The organism is Mycobacteriales bacterium, from assembly GCA_030697205.1.
In the GTDB taxonomy this organism is placed as follows: domain Bacteria; phylum Actinomycetota; class Actinomycetes; order Mycobacteriales; family SCTD01; genus JAUYQP01.
In genome coordinates this window covers 154,655-174,303 of sequence record JAUYQP010000034.1, presented here as the reverse complement: position 1 = coordinate 174,303, position 19,649 = coordinate 154,655, and the positions used below count along the sequence as shown (strand labels likewise).

At 72.7% G+C, this 19,649-nt stretch carries 23 protein-coding genes; 9 read left to right on the top strand and 14 right to left on the bottom strand.

What is annotated here, in order from left to right; translation table 11 throughout:
* From Q8R60_11540 to Q8R60_11530, 3 genes are all read right to left on the bottom strand, one after another.
* Window positions 1–1,819 (bottom strand): alkaline phosphatase D family protein (locus Q8R60_11540; protein MDP3713102.1); only part of this gene is annotated, 1,819 nt, incomplete at its 3' end.
* Between the two features lie 108 nt (window positions 1,820–1,927).
* Complete coding sequence (locus Q8R60_11535) at window positions 1,928–3,484, bottom strand: metallophosphoesterase (protein MDP3713101.1); 1,557 nt, start codon at window positions 3,482–3,484, stop codon at window positions 1,928–1,930.
* A 52-nt stretch (window positions 3,485–3,536) separates the two neighbouring features.
* On the bottom strand, window positions 3,537–4,271 hold the full coding sequence (locus tag Q8R60_11530; GenBank protein MDP3713100.1) for a response regulator transcription factor: 735 nt from the start codon (window positions 4,269–4,271) through the stop codon (window positions 3,537–3,539).
* Window positions 4,272–4,337: 66 nt separating this feature from the next.
* Here Q8R60_11530 and Q8R60_11525 point away from each other — a divergent pair, with 66 nt between their 5' ends.
* A complete protein-coding gene (locus Q8R60_11525) occupies window positions 4,338–5,093 on the top strand; it encodes an alpha/beta fold hydrolase (protein MDP3713099.1) in 756 nt (251 codons plus the stop codon).
* Window positions 5,090–5,365: a MoaD/ThiS family protein gene (locus tag Q8R60_11520; protein MDP3713098.1), complete on the top strand. Its 276-nt coding sequence runs from the start codon at window positions 5,090–5,092 to the stop codon at window positions 5,363–5,365. The genes Q8R60_11525 and Q8R60_11520 overlap by 4 nt, the downstream gene beginning before the upstream one ends.
* Here Q8R60_11520 and Q8R60_11515 read toward each other — a convergent pair.
* Both Q8R60_11515 and Q8R60_11510 read right to left on the bottom strand, forming a co-directional pair.
* Window positions 5,362–6,060, bottom strand: coding sequence for a DUF2993 domain-containing protein (locus Q8R60_11515; protein ID MDP3713097.1), 699 nt, complete (start codon window positions 6,058–6,060; stop codon window positions 5,362–5,364). The genes Q8R60_11520 and Q8R60_11515 overlap by 4 nt on opposite strands.
* 240 nt (window positions 6,061–6,300) lie before the next feature.
* Window positions 6,301–7,269, bottom strand: coding sequence for a hypothetical protein (locus Q8R60_11510; GenBank protein MDP3713096.1), 969 nt, complete (start codon window positions 7,267–7,269; stop codon window positions 6,301–6,303).
* A gap of 56 nt (window positions 7,270–7,325) precedes the next feature.
* Between Q8R60_11510 and Q8R60_11505 the strand changes: the two genes are divergently transcribed.
* From Q8R60_11505 to Q8R60_11475, 7 genes are all read left to right on the top strand, one after another.
* Complete coding sequence (locus Q8R60_11505; protein ID MDP3713095.1) at window positions 7,326–7,748, top strand: thioredoxin family protein; 423 nt, start codon at window positions 7,326–7,328, stop codon at window positions 7,746–7,748.
* Between the two features lie 108 nt (window positions 7,749–7,856).
* Window positions 7,857–8,288, top strand: coding sequence for a DUF4395 domain-containing protein (locus Q8R60_11500; GenBank protein MDP3713094.1), 432 nt, complete (start codon window positions 7,857–7,859; stop codon window positions 8,286–8,288).
* Complete coding sequence (locus tag Q8R60_11495; GenBank protein MDP3713093.1) at window positions 8,285–9,127, top strand: sulfurtransferase; 843 nt, start codon at window positions 8,285–8,287, stop codon at window positions 9,125–9,127. Before Q8R60_11500 ends, Q8R60_11495 begins: the two co-directional genes overlap by 4 nt.
* Window positions 9,128–9,155: 28 nt before the next feature.
* Window positions 9,156–9,428, top strand: coding sequence for a DUF1416 domain-containing protein (locus tag Q8R60_11490; protein MDP3713092.1), 273 nt, complete (start codon window positions 9,156–9,158; stop codon window positions 9,426–9,428).
* Window positions 9,429–9,745: 317 nt separating this feature from the next.
* Entirely contained in the window at window positions 9,746–10,321 is a 576-nt protein-coding gene (locus Q8R60_11485; GenBank protein MDP3713091.1) for a TasA family protein, read from the top strand.
* An 82-nt stretch (window positions 10,322–10,403) separates the two neighbouring features.
* Complete coding sequence (locus tag Q8R60_11480; GenBank protein MDP3713090.1) at window positions 10,404–11,060, top strand: signal peptidase I; 657 nt, start codon at window positions 10,404–10,406, stop codon at window positions 11,058–11,060.
* Window positions 11,057–11,506, top strand: a complete 450-nt coding sequence (locus Q8R60_11475) for a hypothetical protein (protein MDP3713089.1) — start codon at window positions 11,057–11,059, stop codon at window positions 11,504–11,506. The genes Q8R60_11480 and Q8R60_11475 overlap by 4 nt, the downstream gene beginning before the upstream one ends.
* Before the next feature lie 112 nt (window positions 11,507–11,618).
* Here the strand turns inward: Q8R60_11475 and Q8R60_11470 are convergent, their stop codons facing one another.
* The 9 genes from Q8R60_11470 to Q8R60_11430 form a co-directional block, all read right to left on the bottom strand.
* Window positions 11,619–11,831, bottom strand: a complete 213-nt coding sequence (locus Q8R60_11470; GenBank protein ID MDP3713088.1) for a Flp family type IVb pilin — start codon at window positions 11,829–11,831, stop codon at window positions 11,619–11,621.
* Window positions 11,832–12,038: 207 nt separating this feature from the next.
* Entirely contained in the window at window positions 12,039–12,938 is a 900-nt protein-coding gene (locus tag Q8R60_11465; GenBank protein ID MDP3713087.1) for a type II secretion system F family protein, read from the bottom strand.
* 1 nt (window position 12,939) lies between these two features.
* Window positions 12,940–13,899 (bottom strand): type II secretion system F family protein, encoded by a 960-nt coding sequence (locus Q8R60_11460; protein ID MDP3713086.1) that lies wholly within the window; start codon window positions 13,897–13,899, stop codon window positions 12,940–12,942.
* Window positions 13,896–15,440, bottom strand: a complete 1,545-nt coding sequence (locus Q8R60_11455; GenBank protein ID MDP3713085.1) for a CpaF family protein — start codon at window positions 15,438–15,440, stop codon at window positions 13,896–13,898. The genes Q8R60_11460 and Q8R60_11455 overlap by 4 nt, the downstream gene beginning before the upstream one ends.
* Entirely contained in the window at window positions 15,437–16,723 is a 1,287-nt protein-coding gene (locus Q8R60_11450) for an AAA family ATPase (protein ID MDP3713084.1), read from the bottom strand. The genes Q8R60_11455 and Q8R60_11450 overlap by 4 nt, the downstream gene beginning before the upstream one ends.
* Window positions 16,720–17,511 (bottom strand): Flp pilus assembly protein CpaB, encoded by a 792-nt coding sequence (cpaB, locus tag Q8R60_11445; GenBank protein MDP3713083.1) that lies wholly within the window; start codon window positions 17,509–17,511, stop codon window positions 16,720–16,722. The genes Q8R60_11450 and cpaB overlap by 4 nt, the downstream gene beginning before the upstream one ends.
* A gap of 4 nt (window positions 17,512–17,515) precedes the next feature.
* Entirely contained in the window at window positions 17,516–17,947 is a 432-nt protein-coding gene (locus Q8R60_11440) for a hypothetical protein (GenBank protein MDP3713082.1), read from the bottom strand.
* On the bottom strand, window positions 17,944–18,393 hold the full coding sequence (locus Q8R60_11435) for a hypothetical protein (protein ID MDP3713081.1): 450 nt from the start codon (window positions 18,391–18,393) through the stop codon (window positions 17,944–17,946). The genes Q8R60_11440 and Q8R60_11435 overlap by 4 nt, the downstream gene beginning before the upstream one ends.
* Window positions 18,386–19,438 carry a hypothetical protein gene (locus Q8R60_11430; GenBank protein MDP3713080.1) on the bottom strand — a complete coding sequence of 351 codons (1,053 nt, stop codon included), beginning with the start codon at window positions 19,436–19,438 and terminating at the stop codon, window positions 18,386–18,388. The genes Q8R60_11435 and Q8R60_11430 overlap by 8 nt, the downstream gene beginning before the upstream one ends.
* Between the last annotated feature and the right edge of the window lie 211 nt (window positions 19,439–19,649).

Here is a 19,649-nt window from a genome sequence, read left to right as displayed (position 1 = left end):
CCGCGGTGGTGGCGGCGGTGGCCGGGCCGGTCGACGGCAGGGCCGCGCTGGGGGTGACGGCGGGGGCGGCAGCGGCCGGAGCAGCGGGGGCCGCAGCGGTCGCGGTGGGTGCGGACAGGATGCGGGCGACGTCGAGGCGCGGGCCGATCGGCGCGCCGGCCTCGACGACGGACTTGGTGCCGCGCTCGCTGCGCCACGACGCCGCGAGCTGCTGCGTCGCTGCCGGGTCCTCGCGGTCGCTGATGTGGAAGAAGTCGGTCTGCACCGCGTCGGGGGTGACGTCGAGGACGGCGTAGCCGTGGCCGATCCCGTCGAGGTAGCGGATGTGCGGGTTGGTCGCCTGCAGTGCCGTCGTCGCGGCGGTCGCGGGCTCGGCGCCGCCGAGGATCTCGCCGAACCCGTCGGAGGTCACCGACGGGACGACGAACTCCACGGCCACCGAGCCGTTGACGCCGGGCACGTAGGTCCCGCTGTCGAGCGGCACGTCGTTGGCCCAGCTGGAGTGGATGTCACCGGTCAGCACGACGGTGTCGGTCGGGCTCGCGGCCATCGCCTGCAGGACCTCGAGCTGGTCGTTGCCGTAGCCGTCCCACTGGTCGGTGTTGAAGACCGCGCCCTGCACCGGGATGCCGGCCTCGAGCAGCAGGTCGCGGCCGGGCAGGTCGCGGCCCGCGGCGACGCGGGTGAACACCGTCTGGTTGCCGATGAGGTGCCAGCGCCGGGAGCCGTCGCCGATCCCCGAGGTCAGCCACGCCATCTGCTCGGGCTCCATGAAGACCCGCTCCGGGTCGTTGATCTCGGGGCTGTTGAAGCCCAGCAGCCCACCCGCCGCGCCAGCGACCGGCTCGGAGCGGTTCTGCCGGGTCTCGATGACCGACAGGTCCGCCAGGGGGCCGAAGGAGAAGCGCCGCCAGAACCGCTCGCCCTTGTGGGGCACCCGCTGGTCGGGGCGACGGATCGGCATCCACTCGACGTAGGCGCGGTAGGCGACGCTGCGTCGTACGGCGAAGTCGCCCTCGCCGTCCTGGTGGTTCTCGGCACCCGTGTCGTAGGTGTCGTTGGTGACCTCGTGGTCGTCGAAGATGACGATCCACGCGTGGGCTGCGTGCGCGGCCTGCAGGTCCACGTCGGTGCGGTAGTGGGCGTGCCGCTGTCGATAGTGCTGCAGCGTCGTCATCTCCACCGCGGGCACGTGGTCGCGCTTGCCGATGAGGGTGTCCGGACCGTAGCGATCGGTGGTGTTGCCGTACTCGTAGAGGTAGTCGCCGAGGTGCAGCACGACGTCGAGGTCCTTGCGCTGCGCCAGGTAGCGGTAGGCGCTGAAGTAGCCGCCGGTGTAGTTGCTGCAGCTGACCAGGCCGATGCGCAGGGCGTGGATCGCGCCGTCGTCGCCGGCGGTCTGGGTGTGGCCGACCGGGCTCGTGACGCCGAGGGCGCGGAAGCGGTACCAGTACTGCGTGTAGGGCCGCAGGCCGGTGACGTCGACGTTGACGGTGTGGTCCCTGGTCGTCGTCGTGACGACGGTGCCGCGCTTGACGATGCGCCGGAACGCCTTGTCCGCAGCCACTTCCCACTGCACGGGCGTGGCCGGGCCCTTGCCGGAGCCGGGCGTCGCGGTGGCCGTCGGCGTGACGCGGGTCCAGATGACGACGGCGGTGCCGAGCGGGTCACCGCTCGCGACCCCGTGCCGGAACGGGCCGGTCACGGCCGCGTCGGCGTTGACGCGGGGCAGGCCCACGGTCGCGACGGCGGCGGTGGCGGCCGTGATTCCGGTGGCCTTGAAGAGGGTGCGGCGGGTCAGCGCTGGGGTGGCGGTCACGTGCGTCGACGGTGCCGTACGGATCCGACGCCGAGATGGCCCTCAGGTGAACGCAGCCTGACGGGTCGCGCCGGCCCCCGTGATGTGCCCCACGTCGCCGGTGGGCTGCTACTCGGGGTCGGCGAGGCGGCCGACGGTGACCTTCAGGGCGGCGGCACCGGCGGCCACGGCCGCGCCCATCACGGCGACCCCGGGCAGGCCACCCGTCGACGGCAGCGCTGTGGCAGCAGGAGCAGGGGCAGGTACGCCGGGGCGAGCCGGTGCGCCGGCCGATCCCTGAGCGGGCACCGGCGCGGCAGCGGCCGACGAGCTGCGCGGGTGCCGGAAGGGCCGCTCGAGCACGATGCCCTCCTCGATCGCCCGGCCGTCGGTGGCGGCGTACTGCCCGAGGGTCATCCGCGCGGTGGTCGCCGTCGCGAACGGGTCGACGTCGACCCGTAGCGTCCCGATGACGCCCTCCTGCCGGAACGCCGACCACTCCGGCTGCACCGGCTTGAAGGGCTCCTGCACCTCGCCGCCGTTGCCGACGACGCAGTAGACGGTGCCGGTGTCGGTGGAGTATGGCGCCTCGCGGTCGACGACGGTCATGCCGCGCATGCCGAAGGTCCGCTCGTAGGTGTGGTCGTGGCCCTGCAGGACCAGGTCGACGGAGTGCTCGGCGAAGACGTCGAACCAGGTCGTCTGCACGCCGAGGTCGCTGCCGTGCTTCGACGATGAGGAGAAGGCGGCCTGGTGCATGAGCACCACGATGAAGTCCACCGCCGGGTCGGCGGCGGCGCGCGCCAGCGCCGCGGAGACGTAGTCGACCTGCCGGCCGCCGGAGTAGCCGACGTTGATCGGGATCTCCGACGTCACGTCGTTGTTGTCGATGGAGACCACCTCGACCGAGCCGTAGCGGAAGCGGTAGAAGCAGCCCTCGAGACCGTCGATGCCGTTGCCCGGCAGGTCCCAGCGGGTGCGATAGGGGTCGTAGCCGTAGTCGCCCCAGGTGTCGAGCAGCAGGCCCCGCGGGTCGAGCTGCGACTCGATCTCGTGGTTGCCGATGCACGGCATCCACGGCCGCCGCCGGGCCATCGGCGAGATCATCCCCATGTAGGAGTCCCAGATCGCCTGGTCGCCGTTGGCGTAGGCGAGGTCGCCGACGATCGCGTGGAACGCCGGGTCCATCGACTGCGCGAGCGCGGTGTTGTGGAAGGCGTCGTTGCGCCCGGGCGTCGGGTCGCTGAAGCTCTGGTCGCCGAAGGCGGTGAAGGTGAAGCGCTCGCGCCCGGACGGGCCGGTCGTGAGCCGGTCGGTCGTGAGCGAGGCGCCCGCGTGGCCGACGGCGTAGTTGTACGACGTGGAGGGCGTCAGTCCGGACAGGCGCACGGAGTGGAAGACCCGGTCGGGCTGCCCTGGGTAGGCGCGGGTGACGGCCCGGATCCGGGAGCCGTCGAGCTCGAGGAAGGGGTCCTTGACGGCGACCGGTGTCGACCACGACACCTGCGCGGTGCGGGCGGCGTCGTCGCCGTACTGCAGGTGGAGGTGCTGCAGCGGCGCGTCGGCGGCGTAGGACGGCTGCTGCCAGAAGACCGGCCCGGCACCGAGCGCGGCCCCGACGACAGCGGTCCGGCGGAGGAAGTCACGCCGGCTGACGTACGGCCGGTCCTCGTGCGAGATGCCCATGGCGGCGCACCGTAGGTGCCGCAGGTGGCCGCGCGGTGACCTACAGGTGGACCTACAGGTGGACCACGCTGTCGACGCTCTCCGAAGCCTGCTCCGGCAGGGCGACGATCGGCGGCGTCACGAACTTGTAGCCGACGTGGCGGACCGTGCCGATGAGCTGCTCGTGCTCGGCGCCGAGCTTGGCGCGCAGCCGCCGCACGTGCACGTCGACGGTGCGGGTGCCTCCGTAGTAGTCGTAGCCCCACACCTCCTGCAGCAGCTGCGCGCGGGTGAAGACCCGGCCCGGGTGCTGCGCGAGGTACTTGAGCAGCTCGAACTCCTTGAAGGTCAGGTCGAGCGCCCGGCCGCGCAGCCGGCAGGTGTAGGTGCCCTCGTCGATGGTGAGCTCACCGGCTCGCACCACACCGGGGTCGGCCGGGGAGGTGTCGGCCGCGGCGACCTTGCCGGTCGCGAGCCGCAGCCGGGCGTCGACCTCGGCCGGGCCGGCGGTGTCCAGCAGCACGTCGTCGACGCCCCACTCGGCGGTCAGCGCGACCAGCCCGCCCTCGGTGAGGACCGCGAACAGCGGCGCGGTCACGCCGGTCGTGCGCAGCAGCCGGCACAGCGACCGAGCACCGGCGAGGTCGCGGCGGGCGTCGACGAGCACCGCGTCGACCCCGGGCGGGGCCTGCAGCAGAGCGGTGACCTCGGCCGGCGCGACGCGCACGGTGTGGCCGAGCAGACCGAGCGCCGGGAGCACCTCGGAACTGGGTGCCAGGGCGTTGGTGAGGAGCAGCAGGGTGGCCATCGCGCAGATCTCCCGAGGTAAAAGCCGATCAGGGAGGCGCCGTTGCCTGTCTGCCAGGCTACACCGGTGACACACACCCGCGACGTGGACCTCGTCACCAGCGACGGCGAGCGGCTCGGCGCGAGCGTGCTCGCGGGTCCCGGTGACGACTGGGTGGTGCTCGCGCACGGGTTCAGCGGGTCGCGGGCCAAGGACGGCGTACGCCGCGTCGCGGCCGCCCTGTCGTCGTACGCGCCGGTGCTGGCCTTCGACTTCCGCGGGCACGGGACGTCGACCGGGCTGACGACGCTGGGTGACCGCGAGGTCCACGACGTCGACGCGGCGGTGTCGGTCGCCCGGTCGCTCGGGGCGCGGCGGGTGGTCACCGTCGGGTTCTCGATGGGCGGCGCGACGGTGCTGCGCCAGACGGCCTTCGGATCGTGCCTGCCGGACGCGGTGGTGGCGGTCTCGGCGACGTCGCGCTGGTTCGCCAGGGACACCCCCGCGATGCGGCGGCTGCACCGGGTCGTCGAGACCCGGCGCGGGCGGGTCCTCGCCCGGGCGGTGCTGCGGACCCGCATCAGCGGCGCGGGGTGGGACCCGCTGCCCGCCTCGCCGGTCGAGGCGGCCGCGGCCCTGACGGTGCCGCTGCTGCTGGTCCACGGCGACCGCGACCACTACTTCGGGCTCGACCACGCGCGGGCGCTGCACACGGCCGCACCGGGCTCGGAGCTCTGGGAAGTGGAAGGCTTCGGCCACGCGGAGTCCGCCACCGATGCCGCGCTGCTGGACCGGATCGGCCGGCACCTCCCTGTGCTGCTCGACCGCGCGGTGCGAGCGTGAGCGCGCCGTCGGTCGAGATCCGCTACTTCGCGGCCGCCCGGGCCGCCGCGGGCGTGGCGTCGGAGCACGTCGAGCCGGGGGCAGCGGGAGCTACCTCCCTCGTGGACGTCCTCGACGCGGTCCGCGCGCGCCACGACGCCCGCTTCGCCGACGTGCTGACGGTCTGCTCGCTGCTGGTCGACGGCGCGCCGGTCGGTCGCCGCGACCCGGCATCGGTGCCGGTCGGGGAGGGCAGCGTCGTCGAGGTGCTCCCGCCCTTCGCGGGCGGTTAGCCCGGGGTGAGCACCGTCGGTCCGCCGGCCGCTGCCAGCGCGATGCCGTCCGCCTCGACCGCGAGGCTCTCCAGCTCCAGGCCGTAGGGCAGCGCCCCGACCTTCACGCGCAGGTCGAGGCGGTTGCCGAGCGCAGCGCTGAGCGCGTCGTCCGCGGGCTCGGCCCCGACCCGGAACCGCTGTGCCCGCACGACGATGTCGCCCCCGTCCAGCCGCACCGTCGAGACCGCGGTCGCGCTGAGCCGCCGGCCGAGCACCACCACGCTGCCGGTGACCGCGACGCCCTCGCCCTCCCGGGCGACGGTCAGCCGCCGCCGCGAGCCGCTCTGCCGCGACAGGTCGGCGTAGGACACGAGCGCCCGAGCCGTGAGCCGTTCCACCGGCGCCCGCGTGACCGTGCCGCTCAGGGCGTCGGACAGCGCGATCTCGAGCACCTCGAGGTCGACCGACAGCTTCGCGACCCGCACCCCGTCGGTCGGCACGCCCGCCGCCTCGACGTGCACCTCGCCGTAGCGGCCGCTCAGCGCCTGGGTGAGGAACGGGAAGCCGCTGATGTCCACGTCCGGCCTGGTCTCGAGCTCCGCCGACGCCATCAGCTGCGTGCCGACCGCCCGCTCCGCCACCGTCACGGCGACGCGGTCCCCGACCACGAGCACCGCCGCCACGACCGCCAACCCCATCAGCCCCTTGCGCACGCCCACGACCGTACGACGGAACCCCCTGTCGCGGGCGCCGCTGCACCGCACGCTGCTCGTGCGCGGTGCAGGCACACCCGCGAGGCGCCTTGCTGCACTGCACGCCCGTTGCGTGCAGTGCGCAGGCGCGGTGGTCTGCGGCTGGAGTGTGCAGTGCACGCGGTCAGCGTGCAGTGCAGCAAGGCGCGCGGGAGGCTTGCTCGGTCCCGGTCCCGGTCCCGGTCCCGGTCCCCGTCCCGGTCAGACCAGGACGAGGCGGCCGGCGACGAAGGCGACCGGGCCGACGGCGGCGAAGGGCAGCAGCAGGCCGACCGGGCGCAGGGCCGCGACCCGGCGGGCGTCGCGCCAGCCCGCGCGCAGCTCGGCGGCACCGAGGTCGACGGCGAGGTCAGCGGCCGAGGCGGCAACCGCCACGACGAGCCCGAGCAGCAGCCCGTCGCGCCCCGCGACGGACCCGCCGTCCCCCGCGACCACCGAGGCGACCAGCGCCCCGGCGCCGAGCGCCAGCAGCAGGCCGGGCCAGCCGCGGGTCGCGCCGACCGCCAGGGCGGGTCGCGGGGCGACCCGGTCGCCGATCCGGCCCGCCGCGAGCGCCCCTGCGGCCCCGGCCAGGGCCACCGAGACAGCTTCGGCGCCCCCGTCGAGCTCGCGCAGGGCGATCAGGCAGGCCATGCCGGTGAGCAGCACCACGGCGACGAGGGTGTCGGCGAGCGACTCGGTCACGCGCGAGCGCCCGCGGCGCGCCAGCTGGTGGAACAGCGACGCGACCAGCGCGAGGGCGGCGACGCCGGCCAGTCCCGACACCGACCCGTCGCCGTTGAGCGCGACGACGTCGGCGACGACGACCGAGACCGCGACGACGGCGAAGGCGCCACCGGCAGCGGGCGCGTCGACGACGGCGAGGAAGCCGAGCCCGAGCAGCAGCTGCACGACGAGCAGGGCGAGGAGCAGCGGCACCGAGCCGGGCACAGCGACCAGGGCGAGCGCCCCGGCGAGCACCGCCGACAGCAGGCCCTGGACGAGCATCGGCGGGCGCGGCGCCGGACCACCCACCCGCGGGACCGGCTCGGGCTCGGCAGCCGCGGCCGACTCCCGCGACGCCTCCGCGGACGCGCGCGCGGCGTCGGGGACCGTCCCGTCGGCCCACTGCGCGCCACCGATCCGCACCACGTCGGGCGCGTCTGCGGGCTCGGGTCCGTCGGTCGTCACGGGCCGCATCTTGTCAGAGCGGGAAGCCCGGGGGCCGCAACACCGTTGCGCCTCACGTGGAGGGACTCGTCGCGCTGGCAGCCGTGCTCGCGCTCAGCACTGTCGCCGGGCTGGTCCACCGCCGCCGGCAGGGCCGGATGCGCGACCTGAAGCCCACCGGGGAGGACCTGCGTGGGCTGGTCCGCGAGCTTGGTGGCGAGCCGGGCGAGACTGCGACGCTGCTGCAGTTCTCCAGCGCCTTCTGCGCACCGTGCCGGGCGACCCGGCGCACGCTGGAGGAGGTCAGCGCGATGGTCCCGGGGGTCACCCACGTGGAGGTCGACGCCGAGAAGCACCTGGACGTCGTACGCCGGCTGGGGATCCTCAAGACGCCGACGACGCTGGTGCTCGACCGCGACGGACGGGTCACGACGCGGGCCGCGGGCCAGCCCCGCAAGCCCGACGTGATCGCCGCGCTCGGCAAGGCAGTACCCTCGTGAGCATGGTGCTGGTCAAGCGACGCGCGGTGGACTTCTGCCGCACCGCGACCTGCCTGTGTCCCGCCTCCTGACGATCCCCTTCCGTCCGGAGCCCTGAGAGGCACACCCATGACCGTCCCCGTCCAGATCGACGTGCGGGGCCCGCGCTTCGCCGCGTGGGTCACCGCCGTTGTCCTCGCCACCGTGCTGGTCACCCAGTCCGGGTGGCTGCTGCTCGCGCAGGCCATCGTCTTCGGCCTCGGCGCGTGGCGGATCACGCATGCGCCGTACGGCGTGGTCTTCAAGAAGGTCGTCCGGCCCCGGCTGGCGCCTCCGCGCGAGTTCGAGGACGCGCGGCCGCCGCAGTTCGCGCAGGCCGTGGGCCTCGGCTTCGCTGCGGCCGGTGCGGTCGCGCTGCTCGCCGGCGCCACCACCCTCGGGCTCGTCCTCACCGCCGCGGCGCTGTCCGCGGCCTTCCTCAACGCCGCTTTCGGGCTCTGCCTCGGCTGCGAGGCCTACCTGCTCTACAAGCGCACGACAACCAGAGGAGCTACCGCATGAGCCGCGCCGACGTACTGGTCGACGCCGACTGGGCCGAGGCCCACCTCGACGACCCCAAGGTCGTCCTGGTCGAGGTCGACGAGGACGTGTCCGCCTACGACGGCGGCCACATCAAGAACGCTGTCCGGCTGGACTGGACCAAGGAGCTGCAGCAGGCCGAGGCGCGCGACGTCATCGACGCTGCCGACTTCGGGAAGCTGCTGTCCGCCAAGGGGATCTCCAACGACGACACCGTCGTGCTCTACGGCGGCAACAACAACTGGTTCGCGGCCTACGCGTACTGGTACTTCAAGCTCTACGGGCACGCCGACGTCAAGCTGCTCGACGGCGGGCGCAAGAAGTGGGAGCTCGACGGTCGGGAGCTCGTCAAGGACGTGCCCGTCCGCCCGGAGACGTCGTACTCCGCGAAGGAGCCTGACCTCACCATCCGCGCGTTCCGCGACGAGGTCGTCGCGTCGATCGGGTCGAAGAACCTCGTCGACGTGCGCAGCCCCGACGAGTTCAGCGGCAAGATCAAGGCGCCGGCCCACCTGCCGCAGGAGCAGAGCCAGCGCGCCGGCCACGTCCCCACGGCCATCAACATCCCGTGGAGCAAGGCCGCGGCCGACGACGGCACGTTCCGCAGCGACGAGGAGCTCACCGCGCTCTACGCCGCCGAGGGCTTCGACGACAGCCGCGCGACCATCGCCTACTGCCGCATCGGTGAGCGCTCGTCGCACACCTGGTTCGTGCTGAGCCAGCTCCTGGGCAAGAGCGACGTGAAGAACTACGACGGCTCGTGGGTCGAGTACGGCAGCCTCGTCGGCGTGCCGGTCGAGAACCCCGCGAAGGCGGTCTGACGTGTGCGGCGCACCTGACCAGGACACCCTGCCCGCCCTCGAGGTGAGCGCGAAGGAGGCCGTCCTGCACGGCCACGTCCTTCGCGACGGCTCGGCGGTGGCCGGCGCCTACGTGCGGCTGCTCGGCACGACCGGCGAGTTCACCGCCGAGGTGCAGACCTCGGCGACGGGCTACTTCCGCTTCTACGCCGCCGACGGCGACTGGACCCTGCGCACGCTGACGCCCGGCTCGTCGTTCGACACCGCCGTGACGGCCCTGCAGGGCCAGGCCGTCGAGGCCAAGGTGGAGCTGCCCGCCTAGTCACCACCCGCCTGTTGAAGGCACGTCGAAGGCCCGTCCCGCTCGTCCGGGACGGGCCTTCATCATGACGAGGGAGGGGTACGACGGCGCAGTGGGCGCGCCTGTCCGTGCCCGGCCTGGGTGCGGATGTCCCGGTCTGCCCCGGTCGCGGATGCGCCCTTCGGTGCAACGCGACCGACGTGGAGCCGCTCCACGGGCGTAGTCCACAACCATCACAAGGAGCCATGTTCCTAGTCCCCCGGAGTAGCCGAATCAAGTAGTGCGCAACCGAACGAGCTGGCTGCTAGGACGGCCACCGGCTCCCCTCGCTCATCTGAATGGAGTCCCCCGACATGCAGCTCACCCGCAAGCTCAAGGTCGTTGCCAGCCTCGGCACCCTCTCGACCGCCGTGTGGGCCTCGACGTACGCCACCTTCACCGACAGCGCCACGTCGGCGTCGACCTTCACCGCCGGCACCGTCGACCTGCTCGTCAGCTCCGAGACCGACGACGCCTACGCCTTCACCTCGCTCGAGAGCAGCAACCTCAAGCCCGGCGACGTCGTCTACGCGCCGCTCACGATGAACAACGCCGGCACGCTCAGCTTCGGCTACAGCATGAGCAGCGCGTCGACGAACGCCGACTCCAAGGCGCTGCGGGACACGCTCCGGCTCGGTGCCAAGGTCGTGGCCAACGCTGCTGCCTGCGACGTCGCCGGCGTCGGCTACACCGAGTCCCTCACCACGGTGCTCGCTGAGGGCGCCATCAACGGCGCGTCGTTCGTCAGCCGCACGCTGGCGTCGTCCGCAAGTGAGGTCCTCTGCTTCAAGGTCGAGCTCCCCTCCGGCGCCGGCGACTCGCTGCAGGCGTCCACGACGACCACGACGATGACGTTCTCCGCGACGCAGAGCTAGTCACCGCACCACCTGCTTCACCGCCCCGGCTGGCCGATAGGTCAGCCGGGGCGAGGCGGTTCCCGGACGAGAGGAGACCTCGATGACCACGCTCGACGACCTCCGTGCGCCGCTGGACCTCTCGTCGTACCTCCCCTCACCGCGGACCGAGTCCGTCGGCACCCCGCTGGCCGACGACCCGGCTCGCAGCTGGACCGACGAGCCGCGCGCGCGCCAGCTCCCGGAGCGTCCCGTCGTCGCGGCACCTCCCGCTCGCGAGCGGGCGGGCGGCCGCTGGGTCGATCACCTGCTCACCCTCGGGGCCGTCGTGGGTCTGCTCGTCACCGGCCTCACTGTGGCCGCGACGCTGACCGGTCTGCGCCCACTGGTCGTGAGGTCCGGCTCGATGGAGCCGACCATCTCCACCGGCGGGATGGTCCTGACCAGGCAGGTCACCGCCGCCGAGATCGGAGTCGGTGACGTCGTCGCGGTCGAGCGCCCCGACCGCACCCGCGTCACGCACCGCGTCGTGGCCGTCGTCCAGCGCGGGGCGACCGCCGAGCTGACGCTCAAGGGCGACGCCAACACCGACAACGACCCGCTGCCGGTCACCGTCACGACGGCTGGCGAGGTCGTCTACAGCGCGCCCTGGCTGGGCCGGGTCAGTGCCTTCCTCGCCAGTGCCAAGGGCGGCTTCGTCCTCGGGTTGCTGGTCGGCGCCGTCGTCGTCACGACGTTGCGGAGGCAGCCGGAGCGATGAGCGCACCGTCCGCCCGCACGCGCGCCAGGGTCCTGGCGCGCGTGGTCGTGCTGTGCGGAGGCGCCCTGGTCGCGCTGGCCGCGCCCGTCTCCGCGGCCTGGCTCACCGGCGCGACGGCGTCGAGCTCCTTCACGACGACCTCGCTCGCCGCGCCGACGGGTCTCACGGCCACGCAGAGCTGCCTGGCGACCACCCGGAGCGTCGACCTCTCCTGGACGCCGACCGCGTCCACCTTCGCGACGGGCTACAAGGTCTTCCGCAAGACCGGCGCCGGCAGCTTCGTCGAGCTGGTGGTGCTGTCCGACCGGACCACCTCGGGCTACGTCGACACACCCCTCGCGTCGTCGACGACCTACACCTACTACGTCCAGACCACCTACCAGTCCTGGACAGCCCCGTCGGGTCAGGCCTCGGCCACGACCCAGGGCGCGCTCTGCGTTCTCTGAGGCCGCGGCCCAGGGCCTCGTGCTGCGAACGCACGAAGGCCCGGTCCCCCTAGGGACCCGGGCCTCCTGCCGTCGTGCAGGCGAGCCGTGGAGACGGCTCGCCGGTGAGTGCCTAGTCGCCGGCGATGCCGACGGCCTCGGCGACCTCCTCGAACTTCTCGATGAGGTTCGTGCCGAGGGCCGTGACGGCACCGATGATGACGGCGGCGATGAGGGCGACCATCAGGCCGTACTCCACCGCGGTCGCACCGCGGTCGTCACGAGCGGCGAGCGCGTCGCGGCGGTCGCTGAGCAGGCCCTGCAGGGTGATGTAGAAGCTGAGCACGGTGTTCTCCTTCTGGTGGTTGTCGGACCAGGACCGGCACGACGGCGGTGTGTGACGAGAGGGTGGTGCAGTCCTCACTCTGGATCTCGGACTCGATCGGTTGCAGGTGCAGGGCCCGTTCGGGCTAGTCCAGGTCGGGACATGTCGGACAGCGGGGGCCAGCGGCTGTCGCCCCACACAACGAGCGGACCGCTGACCGGTGACGACTCACAGGATCGACCGGGCGATGTTGATGGCACCGGGGCCGATCGTGACGACGAACAGCGCCGGGAAGATGCCGAGCACGACGGGGAACAGGATCTTCACGGGCGTCTTGGCGGCCTGCTCGCGGGCCCGCTGCCGCCGCTTGAGCCGCACCTGCGCGGCCTGCGTCTTCAGGACGTCGGCGAGCGCGATGCCCATCTGGTCCGACTGGACCAGCGCGACCACGAACGACGACAGCTCGGGGACGTCGGTGCGCTCGCGGAGGGCGGCCAGGGCGTCCCGGCGCGGGACGCCGAGCTCGATCTCGCGCAGCAGCCGGGTCAGCTCGCCCGACAGCGGACCGGTGGTGTTGTCGACGACGACCTCGATCGCTTGCTCGAAGCCGAGCCCGGCTTCGACGGTGAGGGCGAGCAGGTCGAGCGCCTCGGGCAGGGCCCGGGCGATCTGGTTCTGCCGCTCAGTGGCTCTCGATGACAGCACGGCGTCTGGCACGAAGGACGCTGCCCCTGCGAGACCGCCCGCCCACACGGCGAGCGGCACGGACCCCGGGGCGCCGAGGAGGCCGAACAGCCCGCCGGCGACGAAGCCGGCGGCCTTGTAGCCGAGCAGCTTCTCCAGGGTGAACGAGCCCTCGAGCCCGGCCCAGACGATGCGGTCGCGGGACAACTGGATGCGGCGCACCGGCGAGACGCGGCGTACGAGAGACCCGCCGGAGGCCAGCAGCGGCTCGAGGGCGCGGTAGACGACCCCGGGGCGGGGTGTGCTGTCAGGGTCGGGCAGGGCGGCGTTGCCGAGCGCGATGTCGACGTCGTCGGGCATCGCGGTCACCGACATCCGCTGCTGGGCGAGGCCGAAGGCCAGGACACCGAGCCCGAGCGTCACGAGCAGGAGCGGGAGCAGCACGTCAGACCTCGATCTTGATGATGCGCGCCATGAAGAAGAACGAGATGAGCATCAGGATCCCCGCTCCGAGCAGCATCACCACGCCCGGAAGCGTCGTGTAGAGCGGGTCGAGGTAGTCCGGGTTGACGATCGAGATGAAGCCGGCGATGGCGAAGGGCAGCCCGCCGAGGATGTACGCCGACAGGCGTCCCTCCGCCGTGAGCGCCTTGATCTCGCGTCGCAGCTCCGCCCGCCCGCGCATGAAGTCGGCGACGATGCCGAGAACCTCGGCGAGCTTGCCGCCGGTGCGCTGCTGCACCGAGATCGCCTGCACGGTGTAGAGGAGGTCGCGCGAGCCGAGCCGCTCCGCCATGTCGGCGAGCCCGTCGACCAGGGTGGCTCCGAGCCGGGTGGCGGTGAGGACGCGGGCGAACTCAGACGCCGCCGGGTCGGGTGCCTCTGCGATGACGAGCTCCAGCGCGGCCGCGATGCCGGCGCCCGACTCCAGCGAGGCGGCAAGCAGGTCGAGCACGTCGGGCAGCTGCTCCTCGAAGTCTGCGCGGCGCTTGTTGACCGCGCGCGTGACGAGCAGGAACGGCCCGACCAGCCCCAGCACCCCTAGCAGCACCGCGAGCGGGGGCGACGACGAGACCGCACCGACCAGCACGCCTGCCGCGGAGGCGGCGATCGACACGGCGATGAACTCGCCAGGACCGAGCGTCCAGTCGGACCTGGCCAGGGTCGTGCGGATGCGCGAGAACACGCCGGTGTCGCCGAACGCCCTCTCGGCGAGGCGACCCGTCTGCGCGAGCGCCTTGCGCAGGTCGTCGTCCTCCTGCGGGGCGACGGCGGCCTCGTCGGAGCTGTAGGTGTCGAGGACCTTGCGGAGGTCGCGCACCTTGAGCTCGCTGGAGCTGCGCGAGGCCACGACGGCGACGAAGATGCCGCCCGACACCAGGAGCGCGAGCAGAAGGGCCGTCATCGGGTGGACGCCCGCCGCTTGACGGTCGCCGCTGCCGTTTTGCGGAACAGGGTGGACGGCACCTTCACACCGCGGTTCTCGACCTTCTCGATGCAGCGCGGCCGGAGCCCGGTCGCGGCCAATGGGCCCTCGCCCGTGCGCGTGAAGATGTCCTGGAGGGTGATGGTGTCGCCCTCGCGGCCCTGCACCTCGGTGACGGCCGAGACGACGCGCGAGCCGTCGTTCTGGCGGTCGAGCTGCACGATCATGTCGATCGCCGAGGAGACCTGCTCGCGGATCGCCCGCAGTGGCAGCTCGATGCCGGCCATGAGGACCATCGTCTCCACGCGCGACAGGGCGTCGCGCGGGCTGTTGGCGTGGACGGTGGTCATGGAGCCCTCGTGGCCGGTGTTCATGGCCTGGAGCATGTCGAGCGCCGCGGCGTCGCGGACCTCCCCGACGATGATGCGGTCGGGGCGCATGCGTAGCGCGTTGCGGACGAGGTCGCGGATGGACACGTGGCCGACGCCCTCGATGTTGGCAGGGCGGGCCTCGAGCGAGACGACGTGCGGCTGCGACATCCGCAGCTCAGCGGCGTCCTCGATCGTGATGACGCGCTCGCGCTCGGGGATCGCGCCGGACAGCACGTTGAGCAGCGTCGTCTTGCCGGTGCCGGTGCCGCCCGACACGATGACGTTGAGCTTTCCCTCGATGGCGAGGCGCAGGAAGTCGGCGGCCTCGCGGGAGAGCGACCCCTTCACGACCAGGTCCTCGATGGTGAAGGCGATCTCGGGGAACCGCCGGACCGTGAGCACCGGGTCGCCGACGACGAGCGGTGGGATGATGGCGTTGATGCGCGAACCGTCAGGGAGCCGGCCGTCTGCCATGGGCGACGCCTCGTCGATGCGCCGTCCGGCCACCGCGAGCATCCGGTCGATGACGGTGCGGTAGTCGGTCATCGTCGGGAACCGCACGTCGGTGCGGCTGATGACCCCGGCGCGCTCGATGTAGACCGAGTCGAGGCCGTTGACCATGATCTCGGTGACCTCGGGGTCGGCCATCAGCGGCGTGAGCACACCCCACCCGAGCATGTCGGCGAGCGTTGTGTCGATGAACTTCGCTCGCTCGGTCGGGCCGACGGTGACCCGTGACCCGACCATCGCCTCATTGAGGTGCCTCTCGAGCAGCGCCCGCACGACCGACTCGTCGACGGTGCCGCCGCCCAGCTTGGGGCCGAGCTCCGCGATCACCGAGCTGCGGACCTTGGCCCGCAGGCTGTCGAGCCCGGTGAGCTCGACCGCGGCGCCGCGCTTGGCCGGGCCGGGGGTGGCCCGGCGCACCGGGGTCGGCGTTGCGGAGGCGGTGGTCCGGCGGGGGGCGGCACCTCCGACCGCGGCACGGACCGGGGGCGGCTCGGCCGCCTTCTTGGTGGTGACGACACCGGCGGGCGCGGCTGCGGGGGTCGCGGCCGCCTGGGGGGGCAGCACCGCGTCGGCGGTCTCGGCCGGCCCGCCCTTGGCGGGGGCCTTGCCGGTGCGGTTGAGCCGCTCGGACAGCTTCACGCGGTGCCTCCGGTGTTCTTTCGGTTGCGGGAGAAGCGGGAGGTCTTCCCGCTGGAGTCGTCGGCGTGCGCCGCGGCATCGACGCCACGGGGCAGGACCGTGTCGGGCAACAGTGCCTCGATGGTGCGGACCATGGCGCGGGCGAGTGGGGTCCGGGGCTCGGAGCGCAGCACGACCGTGCCGGTGTTGATCGACCGCGACGCGGCCTTCGACGCGGGGACCTCTGCGACGAAGCGCCCGCCGAAGGCGTCCTGCGCCTGGCCGACGTTGATGCCGATGTCGTCCTCGACCTTGTTGAGCACCAGCCGCAGGCGGTCCTCGTCTACCTCGAGCTCGGACATGATCTCGAGGAAGCTGGTGAGGTTGCGCAGCGAAGGCACGTCGAGGATGGTCACGACCGCGATCAGGGCGGAGCGGTCGAGGGCGGTCAGGACGACGTCGTTGAGCGATGGCGGCGTGTCGACGATGACCACGTCGTACATCTCGATGGTGGTGTCGAGCACCCGCGCCGCGTCGTCGGCGGTGATGTAGTCCGCCAGCGCGGGGTCGCGGGGTGCGGCCAGCACGTCGAAGCCCAGGGGCGAGTGAAAGACCAGCTCGTCGAAGTGCTCGGCCAGTGCCTCCTCCGGGAGCGCGCGGCCGGAGGCGTCGTAGAGACCGTCGTAGACGGAGTAGCCGTGGCGGATCTGCAGCGCGGCGGCGACCTCGCCGAACTGCAGGTCGAAGTCGACGAGCAGCACCCGGCGGCCCGCTGAGGCCAGGTGGGCCGCGGTGTTGGTCGCGAGGAACGTCTTGCCGCAGCCGCCGGTCGCCGACGCGACGGTCAGCAGCATGGCCTCCCGGGGCACTGCCTCGACGAGCTCCTCGAAGGGCACCGCCGCGCTGTCGTCCACGGCCTCGACCAGTTCGTCGAGCGCCTGCGACAGCAGCGGCTGGAGACGCGCGGCCGAGGCGTCGCCGCGAAACCACGCGGTGACGCCGTGGGCGCGTAGGACCGCCGCGGTGGGAGCCCCGTCACCGAGCTGCGCGATGACCGACGCGTGCGGGTGGACCTCGTGCCAGCTCTGGATCCGCTTGAGGCCGGCCCCGGTGAGCTCTTTGCTGCCCACGACGAGCACGTCGGCGCCCAAGTCCGCCGGCGAGAACTCCGCCGGCTTGTCGACGTCGAGGACGTGGGGTGCCGGGTCGAGGCCGTCGGCCACCAACCGGACGGGGCCCAGGAGGGCACCCGTCCGGTCGACGACGGCGACCGTGACCACGGCGGTGGAGGAGCTCTGCGTCACGTGTTGGCGGTCACGACCTGCTCGGGGGTGACGCCCGTCGGCGTCTTGTGGACCTGGCCCTCGCCGTCCACGCTGTTGAGGGCGAGGTAGATCTCGCCGAGCGTCTGCGCGTTGACGACCTGCTCGGCCTGCGCCGGGGTGAGGTCGAGGACCGCAACGACCTCGACGGTCGTGGCGGCCGACGCGCTCGAGGCGTTGTCCTCGTTGTTGTCGGCGTTGTCGTCGGGCACCTCGGCGACGGAGACGCTGAGCACCTTGACGTTGCTCACGAACAGCTTCGTGCGCTTGACCGCGATGTCGTCGGCCGGGGCGGGCTGGCCAGGGGTCGTGGCGCCGCTGCCGTTGGTGTAGGTGGCGAAGACGTCGACGGTCGACCCGGCCGCGATGTAGCGCGCGACACCGGGGGTGAGGTCGACGCCGATCGCGAGCGCGATCTTGCCGTCGCTCGGCTTGATCGCCCCCGCGTCGCGGGCCTGCCCGAACTGCGCCTTGGTGAGCTGGCCGTCCTCCGGGATCGGGCCGAGCAGGACGAGGCCCTCGACCTCGTCGAGGTCCTTGATGGCGTCCTGGGCGAGGTACTCGTTGGGGATCGCGCGCTTCTCGACCTTCTTCTCGAGGTCACCGGCGGTGGTCCCGGACGTGAGGGACTCCATCGCCACGAGCACGTCGACCGTCGCCTTGCCGTCCGCGATGCGGTCGTCGACGTTCCTGCCGTAGGCGAAGACGAGGACGAAGCCGAGTCCGGCGACGATCAGCCCGATCAGGATCGTGGTGTTGAGCTTGCGCACGCGTCTACTCCTCGCAGCTGGTGGCCGTGGCCACCAGCGTGTTGGTGTCGTTAGGGGTGAACAGTCCGATGAAGGGCCCGAGGCTCGCCGTGGTCGTCACGGTCACCGTCCGCCGCCGGGTGCTGGGGCAGCTGTTGTCGGTCGACGACGCGAGGGTCGCTGTGGCCGCGTTGCGGCCGGTGTGGGCGCGGCCCGCCTCGGCGGAGACGGCTCCGGCGCTGGGCAGCGCGCCCACGGCGACCGTCCCGCCGGGGTAGGTGCGCACCTGGTCAGCGCGGCTGGTGGCGAAGCGGACGACGTCGCCAGCCGTGCGGCCGAGCTGGACGCGCTCGTAGAAGAGATAGCTCACCGGGCCCACCAGCCCGACCAGCGTGAGCAGGACGCCGAGCAGCAGCGCGAGCTCGACCGCGGCCGCTCCCTCGTCGCGGGGCCTCACTCGGAGCGTCCGCGTGCGGTGCGGGTGACGGTGCTGAGGTCGAACAGGGCGTCGGAGAAGTCCCCGAACACCTCGATGCCGGCGACCAGCCCCGCGGCTGCGGCGACGGCCGGCAGCGTGTAGGTCACCGACACCGTGACGGGGTCGCCCTGCAGCACCGTGGCTGCGCCCTCGCGGACGAGCGACACCTCTGTCGGGTCGCCCAGCAGGTCGTTGGCGAACAGCCCGTCGACGGTGGTCTCCACGCCGGCCTGGGTCGGGTAGCCCGCGGACGTCCGGATCGTGGCCTTCTTCAGGCCCACGCGGGCGGCGTGGTCGGCGAGCGCGGCGTAGGTCATGTGCAGCGCGAAGACCGTGATCGTCGCAATGAGGATGAGGGCCACGGGCATCATCAGCGCGAACTCGACCGACGTCGCTCCCCGGTCGCGGGCCCGGCGGTCACGCACGGGGTGCCAACTGGGCGCGGAACAGCTTGGCGACGCAGAGGTCGTCGAGGTTGCGCAGCGGCGCCAGCGCGTCGAGGCCCAGCACCTTCTGGCCGAGGCAGGTGAGCAGGTCGACCTCGTCGCCGGCGGGCTTCAGGGCGTCGCGCAGGTCGCGCACGACCTCGACGAGGGCACCGCGGCAACCGCCCGGGAGCAGGCCGGCAGGGTCGCCCAGCGGCGCGGGGACGGCCGGTAGGGGCAACGGCAGCGCGGTGATCCCCTCGTCGAGGACCTCCTCGAGGATGCCGAGGGTGGTCCCGAGCACGGTGTAGACGCCGAGGTCCTCGGGGCTCACCAGCGTGAGCTGCCCGAGGGCGATCGCCGGCGGGAGCAGGGGCTTGAAGCGGCGGCGGGCCGTGGAGACCGCCGTGGCGGTGTCAGGTCCGTCCGCGCCGAGCAGGCCGTCGAGGGGACCGCGGACCTGGTAGGTCAGCGTCGTGGTGATGCCGTTGTGCAGCAGTGCCGGGACCAGCGCCTTCGTGGTGCTGCGCAGGTCGAGCGTCAGTCCGCTGCCGAGCAGGCGCTCCAGCAGCGTGCCGTCGTCGATCGGGAGGCCGCCGGAGCCGGGGCCCCCGCCGAGCGGGCCGGGCAGACCTGGCAGCGTGATCCCTGTCCCGGGGACGGTCACCGTGAGTGGCACCGGCGTGGGGATGAGGTCGAAGATGCTGTCCGCGCAGGCGGCGAAGGTGGTGTCCGGGGAGTAGCGGGCGACGCAGCTGACGGGGTTGGCGTACTCCTCCGAGAGCGCGTCGTCTGACGCCGCGGCGGTGTCGCACGCGGCCGTCGCCCTGGTGAAGGCCACGCCCTCGGTCGACAGGCTCGACAGCGGGTTGGCCGGGATCTCGGACACGTCGACGAGGACGAGCGCTGCCGCACCGGCCAGCGCGCCGCTGTCGGCCGCCCGCACCTTCTCGGCCTGGATCGCGGACCGCGTGTAGCTGGTGAGCCCCAGGGCCGTCGCGGGCAGCAGCACGATGACGAGCAGCAGCGACATGAAGACCGCCATGGCGCCTGCGTCGCCTCGGGGTCGGGAGAACGGTCGGCTCGCCGTGCGGTCCGCGTCCGGTGTCGTCATCGTCGTACCCCCTCTCGCCTGTCGTACCGGTCTCGGCAGATCGGCACCCCAGACCCGAGCCCGGTGCGCCGATCTTGGGCCGTGCTGACGTCCGTGGCAACGACGCTGTGGGCGAACGGTCACGCCCCGCGGTCCGGAGTGT

Bases quoted from the DNA above. Each gene is read 5' to 3' on its own strand.
- Q8R60_11430 (MDP3713080.1), bottom strand. From the start codon at position 19,438: ATGGCGGTCTTCATGTCGCTGCTGCTCGTCATCGTGCTGCTGCCCGCG.
- Q8R60_11480 (MDP3713090.1), top strand. From the start codon at position 10,404: ATGACCACGCTCGACGACCTCCGTGCGCCGCTGGACCTCTCGTCGTAC.
- Q8R60_11500 (MDP3713094.1), top strand. From the start codon at position 7,857: ATGACCGTCCCCGTCCAGATCGACGTGCGGGGCCCGCGCTTCGCCGCG.
- Q8R60_11460 (MDP3713086.1), bottom strand. From the start codon at position 13,899: ATGACGGCCCTTCTGCTCGCGCTCCTGGTGTCGGGCGGCATCTTCGTC.
- Q8R60_11475 (MDP3713089.1), top strand. From the start codon at position 11,057: ATGAGCGCACCGTCCGCCCGCACGCGCGCCAGGGTCCTGGCGCGCGTG.
- Q8R60_11535 (MDP3713101.1), bottom strand. From the start codon at position 3,484: ATGGGCATCTCGCACGAGGACCGGCCGTACGTCAGCCGGCGTGACTTC.
- Q8R60_11530 (MDP3713100.1), bottom strand. From the start codon at position 4,271: ATGGCCACCCTGCTGCTCCTCACCAACGCCCTGGCACCCAGTTCCGAG.
- Q8R60_11485 (MDP3713091.1), top strand. From the start codon at position 9,746: ATGGAGTCCCCCGACATGCAGCTCACCCGCAAGCTCAAGGTCGTTGCC.
- Q8R60_11495 (MDP3713093.1), top strand. From the start codon at position 8,285: ATGAGCCGCGCCGACGTACTGGTCGACGCCGACTGGGCCGAGGCCCAC.